Raw genomic sequence first — 16,255 nt, forward strand, 5'->3', positions numbered from 1 at the left:
ATACCGTAGAAATATATTTCTACAGTATTGTGTTCAATTCATACATAAATATTGAGAAAATTTCACTTACTCTAAATGGAAAGGTAATAGAAGTGTTCATAGAGAATTACTCGTAGATTCAATTTTTATCCATCCGTTTTGCGGGGAATGATTGCCTAGTGGTAATGGGATAAGGTTGAGCTACTTTATTAGGGGGAGTGGTTCTATGTTTAATAAAAAAATGGTGGCAATGGCAATGACTGTGCCGTTAGTAATGGGGACAATTTCTACGGTTTCGGCATTGGAAAAACAACAGCAAGTAAAGTTAGAAGCTTATTCACCGCAGAAAAAAGCAACTGAATATTTAAAAGAAAATGCTGCGCAGTATGGATTGAAAACAGATCTTTCAGACTTGCAATATATTTCTACAACAGAAACATCAGTAGCTTCATATGTTAGGTTCCAACAAGTTGTTAATGGTGCACCTGTATTTTCAAAACAAATAACAGTTACGCTTAACGGAGAGGGAAAGGGAGTACTCGCTGTTTCTGATTATCAGCCTGTTACAGGTGTGAAGGAAGTAACGACAAAAATTAGTGAAAAAGATGCAATACAAAAATCAATGGCGTATGTTGGAGAAGCAAGTGAGCAAAATTTATGGGCTCCTACAGATAAAGAATTCGGATATATTGTTGAAGAAGGAATTGCTCGTCCAGTATATAAAGTTGTAGTCCATTCTAATAATCCATTTGGTGCGTGGGAAACATTTATTGATGCAGAAAATGGAAAGTTAATTAAAAAAGTTGATATAAACCGAAAAGTAGAAGGAACAGGAAAAGTATTTTTACCTAACCCTGTCGTATCAAGCGGGAGTTTAGTGGGATTAAAAGATAATAATGATGCAGATTCTACAGCGCTAACGAACCAATTAAAAACTGTTACTTTAAAAGGCTTAGATGGGACAGGTTTTTTAATTGGAGAGTATGTAACGATTTCTTCAAAAGCGAGAACAAAATCTACAAACTTACAATTCAACTATACACGTGCAAATGATAGCTTTGAAGATGTAATGTCATATTATCATATTGATACATTGCAACGTTATATTCAAAGTCTAGGGTTTAAAAATATTAATAATCGTTCGATTAAAGTGAATGTGAATGGAACAACAGCTGATAACTCATTCTATTCACCGACAACGAAAGCTTTAACATTTGGTACTGGCGGTGTTGATGATGCAGAAGATGCTGGAATTATCGCACATGAATACGGACATTCGATCCAAGATAACCAAGTTCCTGGCTTTGGTAGTTCAACAGAAGGCGGAGCGATGGGAGAAGGATTTGGTGACTTCTTAGGTGCTACGTATGAAGATGCTGTATCGACAACAGGATATGGAAAAGCATGTGTTGGAGAGTGGGATGCGGCAGCTTACTCTAGTTCAGATCCAACGTGCTTACGCCGATTAGATACGAATAAAGTGTATCCGAAAGATATAAAAAATCAAGTACATGCTGACGGTGAAATTTGGTCACAAGGTCAATACGAAATGGCACAAACTTTTGGCCGTGATGTAGCAACAAAAATCATTTTACAATCACACTGGTCATTAACACCAAACTCTAAATTCAGTGATGGAGCGAAAGCGATTAAGCAAGCGGATGCTCTTTTATATGGCGGACAACATGCTGCTGATATCGATCGCATTTGGGCAGCGAGAGGCATTAGTACGAATTAATATAAAAAGTCGTGGCATTTATAAGCCACGACTTTTTAATTTGCTTAAGAGCTGGTACTAGTAAGTAAAGCTATATCAATGATAGTGTGAATATATCCGTATCCCATTTACTTTTTAGCTTCTTTAAAAACAAAATGCTCTTTAAATTTTCTAGATTCAACTTTTTGACCATTTCGCATCGATCGGAATGGGTGTTCTTGCCATGTAATAATAACATCAACTTCATCTGCTTTTGTAGCAACGGGTAAATTAGCGTGTTCAAATCCAGTTTTTCCACTTGCCAAACGACTTTCCTTTAGGGAAAAGAGTTCATATTTCGTTTTCTTATTTGGTTCGTTGCGGAATACTTCGACATTTACATTATATACTTCACTATTCCCGACATTCTTTACTGAAAAATGATATGTTTGAAATTCCTCTTTTTTAGCTTGAAGCATATTCTTGTTTGTTTTTTTCGGTTTATCAATATTCACTTGCCATTGATCAGAGTTTTGAGAGATTGGTAAAGATTTTGGTGAATAGGCATACGTTTCGTTTACTACAATTAAGCAAAACAAAAGGAGAAAGAAACTAATTGCTTTTTGCATATACACACCTCGCTTTAAAATTTTTATTAATATGCGTAAATGAATTAGTTTTTATGTAAAAATTGGAAAATATGAAAGGTGTAATTTTGGATTTAATACATAAGAATATGTATTACAAAATTAACTTTTCACACTTTAGAAGAAGTTAGGAGTTATAAAACCAGAATGTTTCAAAAAAAGCTTGCGTTTTATAAGGTAAGGAGTTAGAATACTCTGTAAATATAAAAAGTGATGATCAGGAAAAGTACATGGTGCAAAGGTCTACAGAGAGCAGCCGGTTGCTGGGAAGGTTGCGATACCGCATGATGGAAAGACACCTGTGAGTGTTGCTTTGAACGTGATTATTAGTAAAAGCAAACGGTACCTACCGTTATCAGGGCTAAGATGGTCAGTATGACAATTTGGGTGGTACCGCGGAAAAAATCCGTCCCTATTTATAGGGGCGGATTTTTGTATTCTTTGAAAGGGGGTGAGTGACCGTGGATGATGACGATGACAACAATAACGTAAATAAATATAAAATTACTGGAGGGAAAAATAATGGATTCAATAATGAAGCGTTCACTCACAAAAGAATGTACAAAGCAAAGTGGAAAGGTTGTATTACTTCAAGGATGGGTAAAAAAGATTCGACATCTTGGAAATGTTAGTTTTTTATTATTACGGGACAGAACAGGAGTAATTCAATGTGTATTAGAAAATGAATTGGCTGGATATAAAGTTGATGTAGAAAGTATCGTCCATGTAATTGGTGAAATAGTCGAGACGTCGAAAACAGAATTAGGTGTTGAAGTACTTGCTCATGAAGTGAAAGTAATAAACGGTGCAGAACCACTTCCATTTGAAATAAATAAAAAGAAGTTACAAGTTGGCTTAGATCAACTACTTAATGAGCGGGTACTCTCATTAAGACATGAGCGAACTGCAGCGATTTTTAAAGTAAAATCTACACTCGTTCAGAGCTTTAGTGAAGTTCTAATAGAGAATGATTTCACACGAATATTTACGCCAAAAATTGTTTCGCAAGGGGCAGAAGGAGGAGCGAATGTTTTTAAGCTTCCATACTTCCAAAGAGAAGCTTATTTAGCACAATCACCACAGTTCTATAAGCAAATGATGGTGGCTGGGGGACTAGAACGAGTTTTTGAAATTGCACCTGTATATAGAGCGGAACACCATAATTCTTCCCGTCATTTGAATGAATATATATCGTTAGACGTAGAGCTTGGATTTATTCATGATTTTTATGAAGTGATGCAACTAGAAACGGATGTTTTACGATATATGTTTCAACAAGTAGCAAAAAAATGTGAAAAAGAACTACAACTATTACAAATAGAAGTACCTGTTATTACTGAAATACCGAAAATCACATTGTTAGAAGCACAAGAAATTTTGAAAAGTAAGTATCGTAAAGAATCTCCTGTAGAGGATTTAGATACAGAGGGTGAGAAGTTACTAGGGAAATATGTGAAGGAAATATATAATAGTGAATTTGTTTTCATTACACATTATCCGAAAGAAGCGAGACCGATGTATACGATGCCGAATAAAGAGAATCCATCTATCACTGATTCGTTTGACTTATTATATAAAGGGTTAGAAATAACGTCAGGGGCACAGCGGATTCATAATCATGAAATGTTACTCGCTTCGTTTAAAGAAAAAGGATTACATCCAGAGAAATTTCAATCTTATTTAAATACATTTCGATATGGTTGTCCACCACATGGAGGTTTCGGAATTGGGTTAGAAAGGGTTGTATATAAACTTTTAGAATTAACAAATGTACGAGAGGCTAGTGCTTTTCCGAGAGATTGTACTCGTCTTATACCGTAAAAAGAATCTTCGCGATTGTCGCGAAGATTCTTTTTTTATAGTTCGTTTGAAAAGGTGAAAATATAGACTATTTCTTTTGCTAATAAGCTTAGTAAAAGTCAGTTGAAATATGAACCATTTCGACAAAAAAATCAATATATCCCTTGACAGTTACAAATATAACAGATATACTTCATAGTAATTTCAAAAGAAAATATATTCTAAATATTAAAATGTGTTGAATAGGAGTAGTAAGGTCATGTATTTGTACAGAGAGCTATGGGTTGGTGCGACATAGTCAAATGACATCCTGAACTCGCCTAGGAGCAGTAAGGTGGAACGGAATCACATTCTTAGTAAATCTTAACGGTTAACCTTCGATATTAGGTTTGTAATCAAACGATTACTACTAAGGTGGATTCATAATGGAATCAATAAGGGTGGTACCGCGTTAAGTAAATGGCTTAGCGTCTCTTTATATAGAGATGCTAGGCCATTTTTTTATTATATAGAAGAAGAAATGGAGGGTTTAATTGGGTAGGTCTGTAAAATTTATTTATTTATATAAAAAGATTTAATTAGGAGGAAAATGAGATGAAACAGACGGAGCAATGGACTTCGAAATTAGGTTTTATAATGGCTGCAGCAGGATCTGCAATTGGACTTGGTGCGATATGGAAGTTTCCTTATATCGCTGGGAAGAGTGGGGGAGGAGCGTTCTTTTTAATCTTTATATTATTTACTGTTTTAATTGGACTACCGCTACTTATAGCTGAATTTATGATTGGACGCAGTACGCAGAAACAAGCAGTTGGAGCATTTAAAAGGATTGCACCAAATACAGGATGGCATTGGATTGGACGCCTTGGTGTTGGAACATGTTTTATACTACTTTCGTTTTATAGTGTTGTAGGTGGATGGGTATTAATTTATTTATTCAGAGGAATAACTGGACAACTGATTACTCCAGGACAAAATTACGCTACATTATTTACTGAAACAATTGGGAATCCCGCTTGGGCTATTATGGGCCATTTCGCTTTTATGTTCATTACGATATGGGTTGTATCAAAGGGTGTACAAAACGGAATTGAAAAAGCAAGTAAATATATGTTGCCAGCATTGTTCGTTTTATTTGTCGCTCTTATTATTCGTTCGTTAACACTTGATGATGCAATGAAAGGTGTGAAGTTTTTCTTACAACCAGATTTTTCAAAGATTACTTCAGAAAGTATTTTGTTCGCAATGGGACAATCATTCTTTGCGATTAGTATCGGGATTTCAATTATGGTTACGTATAGTTCCTATTTAAATAAAAAAGAAAGTTTACCAAAATCAGCAATAACAATTGTTGGATTAAATTTATTTGTTTCATTATTTGCAGGTCTTGCTATTTTTCCAGCCGTATTTTCATTAGGAATGGAGCCAACAGAAGGACCTGGATTACTGTTTATCGTATTACCATCTGTATTTAGTCAAATCCCATTCGGTGGATTTTTCTTAACAGTATTCCTTGCACTATTTACATTTGCAACATTAACATCGGCATTTTCTCTACTAGAGACTGTTGTTTCAGCATTAGCAAATGGTGAACAAGAAAGAAGAACGAAATTATCATGGATGATTGGCTTCTGCATTTTCTTAGTAGGTATACCATCTGCGTTATCATTTGGAGTATGGAGTGATATTACGATTTTTGGAAAGAATATTTTTGATGCAGTAGACTTTTTATCTAGTAATATATTAATGCCACTTGGAGCACTATTTATTAGTATTTTCGTTTCATTCAAAATGGAGAAGAAGGTACTAGAAGCAGAGTTTTTTGTAGGTGGAAATTATGGAAAGAAAGTATTTACTTGTTGGGTATTTTTACTTCGATTTGTAGCACCGCTCGCAATCATTATCGTCTTTTTAAATGTAATAGGGATTATTTAACAATAAATGTTATAATATTCAGTAAAAAAAGAAGATGGTGATGTTTATGGCGAATTTGATAGAAACAGGAGAGTATATGAATATTAGAGGGAAAAAGCTATACGTTGAAACACATGGAAATCCTAAAAATAAGCCAGTCTTATACTTGCATGGTGGACCAGGAGAGAGTTGTTATGATTTTTCATTTCATCAAGCGGAACGTTTAAAAGATTCTCTATATGTAATTATGATAGATCAAAGAGGTGTTGGTCGTTCAGAAAAAATTACTGAAGACGAAGCTTTTGGATTAAATGATTTGATTGAAGACTGTGAGGAATTAAAAAAAGTATTACAAATTGAGAAGTGGTCTATAATTGGACATTCTTTCGGTGGATATGTAGCATTGCTTTATGCGTCGATATATCCAAGTTCAATAGAGAAAATAATATTTGAAGGACCAACTTTTGATTTTGCATTAACAAGTAGGGCTTTGTTGCAAAAGACAGGGTATTTATTAAAAAAGTATGGAAAAGAAGAAGTAGCAAAAGAGTGCTTTGCTTATTCATCTAGCGATGCTAGTTCAGAAGAGTTGTTAGAAGCTTATATAAGATTAAGCGCTGAATTAGAAGAAAAAAGAATGGAGATTTACAATAATAAGGAAGATAGGACAGATGAGAGTTTATACAGTGATGAAGAGTGGGAAATATTTTCAAATCGCTCCAAAATTCACTTTGATAGATTAAAATTAGAGGGAGCATGTCATACATCATTATTATCAAAAATAAAAGATGTACAAAATCCAATGTTATTAATTGTAGGAAAACATGATGTAGTAACGTGTGAAGAACAAATTAAAACATTTAATAAAGATGCCCGAAACGGCAAGTATATCGTATTTGAAGAGAGCGGCCATTCACCTCATTATGAGGAAGCAGATAGATTTGCAGAAACAGTCATACATTTTTTGAAATGAAGAAAAGGGTGCTTCTATAAATGAGAGGCACCCTTTCTAAATTTCTGGATATGTGATTGTGATGTTAGGCCACTTACTTTGCCAATTCTTTTTTATAACTCTGTTTTTGTACATATGTAATCGTTCTTTCGATTCAAGAAAGTGAGCTGTTGGTTTCACTTGTAAGGAAAGGACATCTTCAATACCACATGGGGCTGTTAAGATAACGTTGTTTAGTTCATCAAGTGTAACTCCTAAAGCCGTTGCTGTTTCAGGGAATTTAGAAATAGCATTAACAGAAGAAGAATATGCTGGCATATTATTCACTACATGCATACGAGCTTGATTTTTTACAGACCAAGGGATAGTAGCATCAATATTCATTAATTTCGTTTCTAATGATTGTTCGTATATCTCATCTTGATGTAGACTATCATAATAAATCACATCAACATCAGGCATAGCCGTTTTCGCTTCATAGTCATGTAAAGTATCCCAAATTTTAGAACGAACAAATCCGGCACAAATCCACCAATCAGGTAGCTCTAGTGATTTTGCCATTTGTAATACATTCATCATCCATTCGTCGTTTTCTATTAAGCGAATGATATCTTGTTCTGTTTGTATAGTCATTTGTTATCTCACCTGCTTTTTTTTAGAGAGTAAATTTAATTCATAAGCTTTATAATCCATGTAATCCAGTAAGCACCTGGTATGAATAACAGTTGAGCTAGTAATGTACCAAAAAGTCTAGAAATCATTAGCCAAGCATACATTTTACTCATTGCTTCAGCACCTTCTTCTGATTGAAGAGCTCGCTCTGTTAAAAGAGCAATACGTGGATCTAGTAGCACTGTTAATAAAATAGTAGCAAAACCATTAATAAGACCGGAAGCTGTAGTGGCTTTTGTTGCGAAAGCTGGAATTAAAAAAGAAGCATATAGTGCGGAAAGAACTCCCGCTGTATAAATAGCAGTAGCAAACATGTTAATAAGCATAATACGCTTTGGAATACCACCGATACGCAGTCTATGAATCATTTCTAACTTTGGAAAGCGGACATATTTTTTTGTGTACTTTAATTTTTGAATGTTATTCGTTTTCATCATTCGAATGAAAGAACCGTCTGTTTCAAAGTTTTGAATGACATATCCAAATAGTTTTGTCAAAGTTGGATACAGTATAATCGCAAGCAATGTACCGATAGAAGCAGATAATAGTACAAGACGTATAATATGCTCTAAATCAATAGAAGGATCTAGTTTTGCTTCGTCCACAATCCCGCCAAGTAAAAAGGCTTGTAGTAAGTTTGACGTTCTTGAAATGAGTAATACGATTCCTACGACGGATAATGCGACAGCAATCTTCTTTAAACGAACCCCCGCTAATCGAATACTATAAGAGCTTGTTTCAACTGCGTGAATCACAATTGTGAAAGCCATTATAAAAATTAACGTAATTGACATTTGTTTCACCAGTTTCTATTAAAATAATTGTAACTTTTTTACTTTATCATATCTATCGTATTTTGTAACTGAAAGTATGTGACATATGGAAATTGATTTTTCGAAAAATAGATAATGATAGTATAATAGGGAGAAGTGGAAGAGATGTTAGCACTTATTTATACCGTAAATTAAGTGGAGGAATGAAGCATGTATAAAACATTTCTATTTGATTTAGATGGAACTTTAACGGATCCGAAAGAAGGGATTGTAAACTCGGTTTTATATGCATTAAAAAAAGTAGGAATTGAAGAAGTACATATAAGTGAGCTAGATTCATTTATAGGTCCTCCTATTCAGCAATCATTCATAGAGAGATATAATATGAGTGAAGGAGAGGTTGAGCGTGCTGTTTTTTACTTCCGTGAGTATTTAAAGCAGCGTGGATTGTTTGAAAATAATGTATACGAGGGGATTCTGAAGCTCTTGCAACAATTAAAAAGTTCAGGGAATCGCATATTCGTAGCAACTTCAAAGCCCACTGTATTTGCGAAACAAGTTATAGAGCATTTTCAATTAACGAATTATTTCGAAGACATCATTGGAAGTAATTTAGATGGTACGAGAATAAAAAAAGAAGAAATAATTGCTCATATTTTACAAACACATGAAGAACTAAATAAAGAAGAAATGATAATGATTGGTGATAGAAAGCACGATATAATAGGTGCAAATCAGAATGGAATTGCTTCAATTGGTGTTTTATATGGCTATGGCTGTGAAAAAGAACTGACTGAAGTTAGTGCGACCTACATAGTGAAAGATGTTGAAGAACTGTATCATTTTTGTGTAGAGAAAAATTTAATACAGCAGTAAATATAGATTCTAGCAATCCCTTTATAACGTATGACGATGAATTCGTTTCTGTTTAAAGGGATTTTTCATATGTAATCGAATAATTATAATTAGACATTTTTAGCATAAAAATTTGTATGAATAAGAGGAGGGATGTCAGAATTAAAAGGTTAGTAGAAATTTATCAATAAAATTTTGAATATTCTGTTTAATGGAGGGGTAAAATTGGAGTTAGTTATTATATTATTAGCACTAAGTTTACTTATGTTCGTAGCATACAGAGGTTTTTCTGTTATTTTATTCGCGCCGATATTTGCATTATTTGCAGTATTTTTGACAGAACCTAGTTATGTATTACCTTTCTTTTCTAATATCTTTATGGAGAAAATGGTTGGATTTATAAAATTATATTTTCCTGTGTTTTTATTAGGAGCAATATTTGGAAAAGTAGTGGAAATGTCAGGAATTGCAGATTCTATCGCAAAAACAATTATTGAGTTAGTTGGTGAAAAACGTACTATATTAGCGATTGTATTAATGGGGGCTATTTTAACGTATAGTGGTGTTAGTGTGTATGTAGTAGTGTTTGCTGTTTATCCGTTCGCAGCTAAGTTGTTTCGACAAGCCAATATTCCAAAGCGTTTAATCCCTGGAACGATTGTTCTTGGAGCAGTAACGTTTACAATGGATGCGCTACCTGGATCACCACAAATTCAAAATGTAATACCTACAACATTTTTTAAAACGGATATTTATGCTGCACCGATACTTGGGATTGTAGGAGCAATTTTTGTTCTTACATTAGGTTTACTATATTTAGAGAGTAGACGTAAGAAGGCAAAAGCAGCAGGTGAAGGATACTTTGGTTTTAATGATGGAAATACTGAAATGGCAGCATCTGTGCAATTAGAACAAAAAAATATGCCATTAATTAATAACATTGAAATTACAAGAGCACAACAACTTATTGCATTTATACCACTTATTTTAGTAGGTGTAATGAATAAAGTGTTTACTATTATGATACCGAAGTGGTATCCAAGCGGTTTTGATTTTTCTGCAATTGGTATGAAAGCATTTGGAAAAGTAGAATTAAGTGCAGTAGTAGGAATTTGGTCTGTAGAATTGGCACTTATTATAGGGATCTTAACAACGTTATTATTATATTGGAAGCGAGTAGTAACAGGTTTCCAAGCTGGATTGAATACAAGTATTGGTGGAGCGCTACTTGCAACGATGAATACAGGAGCTGAGTTTGGATTCGGTGGTGTCATTGCAGCACTTCCAGGCTTCGCAATTATGAGAGATGGCATCTCTGCTACTTTCACAAATCCGTTAGTGAATGGTGCAGTAACGACGAATATTTTAGCTGGAATTACAGGTTCGGCATCAGGAGGAATGGGAATAGTATTAAGCGCAATGGGAGATAAATTTATTGCAGCGGCCAATCAATTTGATATTCCATTAGAAGTTATGCACCGTATCGTATCAATGGCATCAGGAGGAATGGATACACTACCACATAACGGGGCTATTATTACTATTCTTACAGTAACGGGATTAACACATAAACAGTCATATAAAGATATATTTGCTATTACTATTTTGAAAACGGTTGCTGTATTTTTAGTTATCGCATTCTATACTTTAACAGGACTCTATTAAAAAATTTGAATCGTAAAGATTCATCAAATCGATAATTTATATTATAAAATATTAATTAGGATAAGAAGGGGTGGGGGACTTGCAAGAGGTTTCTGAGTTTCGTATGCCAAAGTCGGTATTATATGGAAGGAATTCGCTTGAAAAACTGGGAGAACAATCAAAAAAGTTAGGGAAAAGAGCTTTTATAGTTACTGATACAATTATGGAGAAATTAGGATATGTTGAAAAGTGTATGCAACAACTAAATAAGAAAGGTATTACTGTTAGTACATATAATAAAGTGGATGCTGAGCCTACAAATATACACGTATTAGAAGCGTTATCTCTTTGTAAAGAGGAAAAGTGCGATTTTATTATTGGTATTGGTGGTGGAAGTTGTATTGATGCTGCGAAAGCAGTAGCGGTTTTATATACAAATGGTGGAGAAGTTGAGGATTATGTCCAAAAGGATATTGAAATAGAAAACAATCCACTACCACTTATTGCAATTCCAACAACTTCTGGTACTGGTTCGGAAGTTACAAGTGTAGCAGTAATTACGAATAAAAAAACAGATGTAAAAATGATGATGAAGCATCCTAGTTTTATACCGAAAGTAGCAATTATAGATCCAGTTTTGACAAGTTCGTTACCACCACAAATTACGGCAGCAACAGGAATAGATGCGTTATGTCATGCGATTGAAGCTTATATTTCTAAATTTTCACAACCACTTACAGATGTACTTGCTCTTTCAGCTATTGAAAGTATTATGAAATATTTACGTATAGCATATGAAGATGGACGTAATATGGAGGCAAGAGAAGCGATGATGATTGCTTCCTTACAAGCTGGAATTGCATTTTCTAATGCATCAGTTACATTAGTTCATGGAATGTCAAGGCCAGTGGGAGCATTATTTCATGTACCGCATGGAATATCAAATGCCATACTATTACCTACAGTGTTAGAGTTTACGAAAACAAGTGCAGTGAAAAGGTTAGCAAAAATTGGACGTAACTTAAATAAGGATTTGTATTCGAATTCTGATGAGGAAGTAGCAGACTATACGCTTTGGGAAATAAAAAAGCTTTGCTATGATCTTCGTATTCCAAATTTAAAAGAATACGGAATCGATGAAATTGAATTTGAAAATGCTATCTCTAAAATGGCATCAGATGCAATTGAAAGTGGTAGCCCAGCTAATAACCCACGTGTTCCATCATATGATGAAATCAAAGAGTTGTATCGAGAGTGTTTTAATTATAAGTATAAAGAATTTATAAAAATATCAGATCATTAATTTCAGAATATTCTATAAAAATTTCCTTGGAAATGAAAGTATAATTATTCTATATTTACGTTAAAACAAGACCTTATATTCCAAACTTAAAGTCTTGTTTTATTGTGTATAATATACATAATAAAATGTTGTTATTAGTTTTATAAAAAAGTTTAGGTAGGTGTTGTTTATATGAAAACGATAGGTCTTATAGGTGGTATGAGTTGGGAATCAACTTCAGAATATTATCGAATTATTAATGAAGAAATAAAAGAGAGATTAGGAGGGCTACATTCAGCAAAATGTTTGATTAATAGTGTGGATTTTGAAGAGATTGAACGATGTCAGTCTAGCGGAGATTGGGATGGTGCTGGAGAAATTCTAGGAATGCGGCATATTCATTACAAAAGGGAGGAGCAGACTTTATAATTATTTGTACAAATACAATGCATAAGGTAGTTGGAAAAATAAAGGCGAAAATTGATATTCCAGTCTTACATATTGCTGATGCAACTGCAAAAGAAATTAAAAGAAAAGACATTCAAAAGGTTGGTCTGCTTGGAACTAAATATACAATGGAGCAAGATTTCTATAAGTCACGTATAGAAGAAAATAATATAAAAGTAATAGTACCATCAGAAAAAAATAGAAAAGAAATAAATAAAGTAATATATACAGAATTATGTTTAGGAAAAATAGTATCTCAATCTAGAGAATATTATAAAAGAGTCATCGAAGAGTTAGTGCAAAAAGGAGCACAGGGAATCATATTAGGTTGTACAGAAATAGGATTATTAATAAAGCAAGAAAACGTATCTGTCCCGATATTTGATACAACTCATATACATGCAATTGAAGCAGTCAAGGTAGCTCTAGATAGAGTATAATTGTATTATGTAAACTTGATTCGTATATCTGGAAAACATTCAGAAAATATTTTATAATGTAAGTGGTTACATTTAAGGGGGAATGCGTATGTTTTCAGTTCAACCAATCGCATTTGTACATAATGAAAGAAAGGAAATAAAAGATGATGAGTGGGGGAAAGTAAGATCCCGTATAACTTTAACTGAAATGTATGCAGAAGAAAGTATACAAGGGATTGAAGATTTTTCTCATATTGAAGTTGTTTTTTATTTTCATAAAGTAACTGACGAGCAAATTCAGTATTTTGCTAGACATCCTAGAAATAATAAGGATTATCCTGAAGTAGGTATTTTTGCACAGCGCGGGAAAAATCGTCCGAATCGCATAGGTGTAACAATTGTCAAGATGATCAAAAGAGAAGGTAAATCAATTATTGTTGAGGGATTAGATGCTATTGATGGCACTCCTATATTGGATATAAAACCAATAATGAAAGGGTTTATGCCGACAGAAGAAATACACCAGCCTAAATGGGCAACGGATATAATGAGACAGTATTGGAAGGGGAATGGAGTAAAATGAGAATATATGAGGCAACAATTGCAGATTTAGATGGACTAGCATCAGTTTTTAATAACTATCGCATATTTTATAGACAAGATTCTGATTTAGAAGGGGCAAAAGTATTTTTACGAAATCGAATTGAGAGAAAAGAGTCCGTTATTTTCGTAGCAGTTGAAGACGGCGAATATATTGGGTTCACGCAACTATATCCATCATTTTCTTCTATTTCAATGAAAGAATTATGGATTTTAAATGATTTATTTGTACAAGCGGCGAAGCGTGGAGCCGGAACAGGTAAAAAATTATTAGAAGCTGCTAAAGAATACGCATTAGAAAATGGAGCAAAAGGTGTAAAATTGCAAACAGAGATTGATAATTTATCAGCACAACGATTATACGCTGAAAATGGCTATTTGAGAGATAATCGTTATTTCCATTATGAATTAACGTTTTAAATAATAATAGATTAAAAGAGGCGCTTTCATTTTGAAAACGCCTCTTTTAATTTGTATTATAGTTGATTTAAAATCCAGTTTGTTGCATCTTCAAAGTTATCTGCAATGTAGTTTGGTTCAATATGTGCCCATTTGTCTCGGTACGTATGCAAAGCATCATACCCAGCGCCTGTTCGGACTAGAATCGTTGTCGCATTTACTTTTGCCCCTGCAACAATATCAGTCCAGCGATCGCCAACTACAGCACATTGTGTTAAATCAAGTCCATGTTTTTTTGCTGCTTTAAGCAGCATGCCTGTACTTGGTTTACGGCATTCACAACCATCACCGTGTTTATGAGGACATACATAAACATCATCAAAACCGAAGCCTTCTAATTCTTGTACAAAATCGGCTACAGTTGCTATTCCATCTGCGATACCAGGTTGATTTGTGAAAGAGAAAATTTTTATATTTTTAGCTTTTAGTTTTTGCAAGGATGTTTTTGTGAATGGAAATAATGAAAAAGATCCTGGATAATGTATTGTAGTGTCACCACCAATTGTACCGTCACGATCAATGAAAATTGCTTTAATGTTTGTCATAGTTATAGTCCCTTCAATTTATAAGTAGTTTAAAAATGTTTTACAAATCGGTAGCCATTTACCTCATAGCCTAATTTTTTGTAAAAAGGATGAGCTTCTACTCTTTTTGTTCCACTAACTAGCCATGTGCCAATGCAATTATGTTTCTTTGCTAATTGTTCTGCATAATCCATCAAAACTTGTCCAATGCCTTTACGTCGTATGTTAGAATCAACGCTAATAATTGAAATCTCTCCATAACGTGTTACATCTTCTAAATTTTCACGTATACGAAATCCAAGTAATCCAAATATAGCTTCTTCTTCCTCGTAAACATATAAAAAATCAAACGGACTCATTTGTACGAATTGTAATCGATTGTTCATATCTTCATAGGAAATAGAGGAACCTTTTAATTCTTTCGTTAAAGAACAAAGTGCGTCTATATCATCTATCGTTGCTTCACGAATTTGAAAAGACATATTATCCACTCCAATAAAATGTAATCAAACATTTAATATTCTGTTAAAAAATGTTTTTTCCTGCCATAAAAATAAATATTTTATAATGATATATAGATAGTTATATGTTATTCTTTTCCTTGATTGTAACAGTTATATTTTTACAGTTTTATTTATTGCCAGCTGTGGTAGGCAGTGTTGTTTTTATTTTATTAATTGTATGGATTGTATTTCTACCATTAAAAAAGAGCCATTGACGGCTCTTTTTCTAGTCTGTAACACATTGATAAATAAAATATACTAAAACGAGTATACTTGCGGCGGAATACATGACATCTAAAGTCATCTGATCGCCTCCTTATTGTTGTTGTTGTATTTTTATTGTATGAAATCTTACAATTTCATATTCAAGTGAAAAATATGTGAACGTTAACAAAATTGTAAAGTGCAAAAATTATAATCATTTTGTATAATAGAAGAAACCACCGTTATATAAAAAATAATGAGTGAAAGGGGAGGGAACATAAATGCCAAATTGGTTTAGAAAAACCTTAGTCGCATTAATTACCGTATTTACATTTGGTTTAGTGACGCCTCCTTCCATATTACTTGATAATGCCAAAGCTGCGGACAAGCCTACGAGCACAGCTGGGCAACAAAGTTTGGAGAGCACGTCCTATACATATGAAGAAACGAATGACAGGTTAACCACCGATACTTTTATTACTTATGCAATGCAAGAAGCAGAGAAGCAGTCGATGCAAAAGTTTGGTACTAAAATTGGTCCAGTAATTGAAGATGAATTTAAAGATGTAATATTACCAAAAATTGAAGAGGCAATTGCTGAGCTTGCTAGTGATGTACCAGAAGACTCACTACAATCATTAGCGATTTCTCAAAAACCAGCTGGTGGAAATAATGAAAAGATTTTTCACGTCTACGATACGAAATCAGGAAATGATTTATTGCGTTTCCATGTAAGAAGAGATCATCCGCCGCAAGATGGTTATTATTTTAATTTCCATTATCACCGTTTTGATGATGGATACTCTGGACATCATGAGTTAGGAAATATTTATTGGAATACAAATGTACCGCCGAAATGGTTGTCTTAAAAAGAACAAGAGAAAA

15 protein-coding genes, 1 pseudogene and 2 other annotated features are annotated in these 16,255 nt (G+C 33.7%); of the genes and pseudogenes, 11 read left to right on the plus strand and 5 right to left on the minus strand.

Translation table 11 applies throughout. The features are described 5' to 3' along the window. The first annotated feature begins 205 nt into the window (after nucleotides 1-205). Entirely contained in the window at nucleotides 206-1,717 is a 1,512-nt protein-coding gene (locus ACTFRH_RS07245) for a M36 family metallopeptidase (protein WP_000482280.1), read from the plus strand. Nucleotides 1,718-1,824: 107 nt separating this feature from the next. Here the strand turns inward: ACTFRH_RS07245 and ACTFRH_RS07250 are convergent, their stop codons facing one another. Beyond that, nucleotides 1,825-2,304 carry a hypothetical protein gene (locus ACTFRH_RS07250; RefSeq protein WP_001167917.1) on the minus strand — a complete coding sequence of 160 codons (480 nt, stop codon included), beginning with the start codon at nucleotides 2,302-2,304 and terminating at the stop codon, nucleotides 1,825-1,827. Nucleotides 2,305-2,526: 222 nt separating this feature from the next. Then, nucleotides 2,527-2,739 (plus strand) — a binding site (T-box leader). A gap of 105 nt (nucleotides 2,740-2,844) precedes the next feature. On the opposite strand from ACTFRH_RS07250, the gene aspS reads away from it, so the two are divergent. The 3 genes from aspS to ACTFRH_RS07265 all read left to right on the plus strand — a co-directional run bounded on the left by aspS (nucleotide 2,845) and on the right by ACTFRH_RS07265 (nucleotide 7,009). Then, a complete protein-coding gene (gene aspS / locus ACTFRH_RS07255) occupies nucleotides 2,845-4,143 on the plus strand; it encodes an aspartate--tRNA(Asn) ligase (protein ID WP_000377337.1) in 1,299 nt (432 codons plus the stop codon). A 208-nt stretch (nucleotides 4,144-4,351) separates the two neighbouring features. After that, nucleotides 4,352-4,600 (plus strand) — a binding site (T-box leader). Between the two features lie 116 nt (nucleotides 4,601-4,716). After that, nucleotides 4,717-6,057: a sodium-dependent transporter gene (locus ACTFRH_RS07260; RefSeq protein ID WP_440048729.1), complete on the plus strand. Its 1,341-nt coding sequence runs from the start codon at nucleotides 4,717-4,719 to the stop codon at nucleotides 6,055-6,057. A 46-nt stretch (nucleotides 6,058-6,103) separates the two neighbouring features. Continuing rightward, entirely contained in the window at nucleotides 6,104-7,009 is a 906-nt protein-coding gene (locus ACTFRH_RS07265) for an alpha/beta fold hydrolase (protein ID WP_001284945.1), read from the plus strand. A gap of 36 nt (nucleotides 7,010-7,045) precedes the next feature. Here the strand turns inward: ACTFRH_RS07265 and ACTFRH_RS07270 are convergent, their stop codons facing one another. Continuing rightward, entirely contained in the window at nucleotides 7,046-7,621 is a 576-nt protein-coding gene (locus ACTFRH_RS07270) for a nucleotidyltransferase family protein (RefSeq protein WP_000155285.1), read from the minus strand. A gap of 35 nt (nucleotides 7,622-7,656) precedes the next feature. Then, the gene (locus ACTFRH_RS07275; RefSeq protein WP_000028911.1) at nucleotides 7,657-8,454 is read right to left on the minus strand and encodes a lipid II flippase Amj family protein; all 798 of its coding nucleotides are present in this window, start codon (nucleotides 8,452-8,454) and stop codon (nucleotides 7,657-7,659) included. A 189-nt stretch (nucleotides 8,455-8,643) separates the two neighbouring features. Here ACTFRH_RS07275 and ACTFRH_RS07280 point away from each other — a divergent pair, with 189 nt between their 5' ends. The 6 genes and pseudogenes from ACTFRH_RS07280 to ACTFRH_RS07305 all read left to right on the plus strand — a co-directional run bounded on the left by ACTFRH_RS07280 (nucleotide 8,644) and on the right by ACTFRH_RS07305 (nucleotide 14,100). Further along, complete coding sequence (locus ACTFRH_RS07280; protein ID WP_000278478.1) at nucleotides 8,644-9,309, plus strand: HAD family hydrolase; 666 nt, start codon at nucleotides 8,644-8,646, stop codon at nucleotides 9,307-9,309. Nucleotides 9,310-9,513: 204 nt separating this feature from the next. Continuing rightward, entirely contained in the window at nucleotides 9,514-10,953 is a 1,440-nt protein-coding gene (locus tag ACTFRH_RS07285) for a GntP family permease (RefSeq protein ID WP_000424329.1), read from the plus strand. Nucleotides 10,954-11,032: 79 nt separating this feature from the next. Continuing rightward, nucleotides 11,033-12,235 (plus strand): iron-containing alcohol dehydrogenase, encoded by a 1,203-nt coding sequence (locus ACTFRH_RS07290; RefSeq protein ID WP_001158671.1) that lies wholly within the window; start codon nucleotides 11,033-11,035, stop codon nucleotides 12,233-12,235. Between the two features lie 171 nt (nucleotides 12,236-12,406). Beyond that, nucleotides 12,407-13,101 (plus strand): annotated as a pseudogene (locus ACTFRH_RS07295) (aspartate/glutamate racemase family protein). An 88-nt stretch (nucleotides 13,102-13,189) separates the two neighbouring features. Continuing rightward, nucleotides 13,190-13,663 (plus strand): SAM-dependent methyltransferase, encoded by a 474-nt coding sequence (locus tag ACTFRH_RS07300; protein WP_000493266.1) that lies wholly within the window; start codon nucleotides 13,190-13,192, stop codon nucleotides 13,661-13,663. Then, nucleotides 13,660-14,100 carry a GNAT family N-acetyltransferase gene (locus ACTFRH_RS07305; RefSeq protein ID WP_001223853.1) on the plus strand — a complete coding sequence of 147 codons (441 nt, stop codon included), beginning with the start codon at nucleotides 13,660-13,662 and terminating at the stop codon, nucleotides 14,098-14,100. Before ACTFRH_RS07300 ends, ACTFRH_RS07305 begins: the two co-directional genes overlap by 4 nt. 56 nt (nucleotides 14,101-14,156) lie before the next feature. Here the strand turns inward: ACTFRH_RS07305 and ACTFRH_RS07310 are convergent, their stop codons facing one another. Further along, complete coding sequence (locus ACTFRH_RS07310) at nucleotides 14,157-14,684, minus strand: HAD-IIIA family hydrolase (protein WP_000181773.1); 528 nt, start codon at nucleotides 14,682-14,684, stop codon at nucleotides 14,157-14,159. Between the two features lie 29 nt (nucleotides 14,685-14,713). Continuing rightward, nucleotides 14,714-15,145 carry a GNAT family N-acetyltransferase gene (locus ACTFRH_RS07315; protein ID WP_000009776.1) on the minus strand — a complete coding sequence of 144 codons (432 nt, stop codon included), beginning with the start codon at nucleotides 15,143-15,145 and terminating at the stop codon, nucleotides 14,714-14,716. Between the two features lie 506 nt (nucleotides 15,146-15,651). On the opposite strand from ACTFRH_RS07315, the gene ACTFRH_RS07320 reads away from it, so the two are divergent. Then, nucleotides 15,652-16,239, plus strand: a complete 588-nt coding sequence (locus tag ACTFRH_RS07320) for a YpjP family protein (RefSeq protein WP_001134421.1) — start codon at nucleotides 15,652-15,654, stop codon at nucleotides 16,237-16,239. The last annotated feature ends 16 nt before the right edge of the window (nucleotides 16,240-16,255 follow it).

The organism is Bacillus cereus group sp. MYBK216-1 (genome assembly GCF_051916495.1).
In the GTDB taxonomy this organism is placed as follows: Bacteria; Bacillota; Bacilli; order Bacillales; family Bacillaceae_G; genus Bacillus_A; species Bacillus_A thuringiensis_K.

What these genes read in the sequence shown, in the direction of transcription:
- ACTFRH_RS07245 (WP_000482280.1), top strand. Translation starts at nt 206, where the DNA reads ATGTTTAATAAAAAAATGGTGGCAATGGCAATGACTGTGCCGTTAGTA.
- ACTFRH_RS07250 (WP_001167917.1), bottom strand. Translation starts at nt 2,304, where the DNA reads ATGCAAAAAGCAATTAGTTTCTTTCTCCTTTTGTTTTGCTTAATTGTA.
- aspS (WP_000377337.1), top strand. Translation starts at nt 2,845, where the DNA reads ATGGATTCAATAATGAAGCGTTCACTCACAAAAGAATGTACAAAGCAA.
- ACTFRH_RS07260 (WP_440048729.1), top strand. Translation starts at nt 4,717, where the DNA reads ATGAAACAGACGGAGCAATGGACTTCGAAATTAGGTTTTATAATGGCT.
- ACTFRH_RS07265 (WP_001284945.1), top strand. Translation starts at nt 6,104, where the DNA reads ATGGCGAATTTGATAGAAACAGGAGAGTATATGAATATTAGAGGGAAA.
- ACTFRH_RS07270 (WP_000155285.1), bottom strand. Translation starts at nt 7,621, where the DNA reads ATGACTATACAAACAGAACAAGATATCATTCGCTTAATAGAAAACGAC.
- ACTFRH_RS07275 (WP_000028911.1), bottom strand. Translation starts at nt 8,454, where the DNA reads ATGTCAATTACGTTAATTTTTATAATGGCTTTCACAATTGTGATTCAC.
- ACTFRH_RS07280 (WP_000278478.1), top strand. Translation starts at nt 8,644, where the DNA reads ATGTATAAAACATTTCTATTTGATTTAGATGGAACTTTAACGGATCCG.
- ACTFRH_RS07300 (WP_000493266.1), top strand. Translation starts at nt 13,190, where the DNA reads ATGTTTTCAGTTCAACCAATCGCATTTGTACATAATGAAAGAAAGGAA.
- ACTFRH_RS07305 (WP_001223853.1), top strand. Translation starts at nt 13,660, where the DNA reads ATGAGAATATATGAGGCAACAATTGCAGATTTAGATGGACTAGCATCA.
- ACTFRH_RS07310 (WP_000181773.1), bottom strand. Translation starts at nt 14,684, where the DNA reads ATGACAAACATTAAAGCAATTTTCATTGATCGTGACGGTACAATTGGT.
- ACTFRH_RS07315 (WP_000009776.1), bottom strand. Translation starts at nt 15,145, where the DNA reads ATGTCTTTTCAAATTCGTGAAGCAACGATAGATGATATAGACGCACTT.
- ACTFRH_RS07320 (WP_001134421.1), top strand. Translation starts at nt 15,652, where the DNA reads ATGCCAAATTGGTTTAGAAAAACCTTAGTCGCATTAATTACCGTATTT.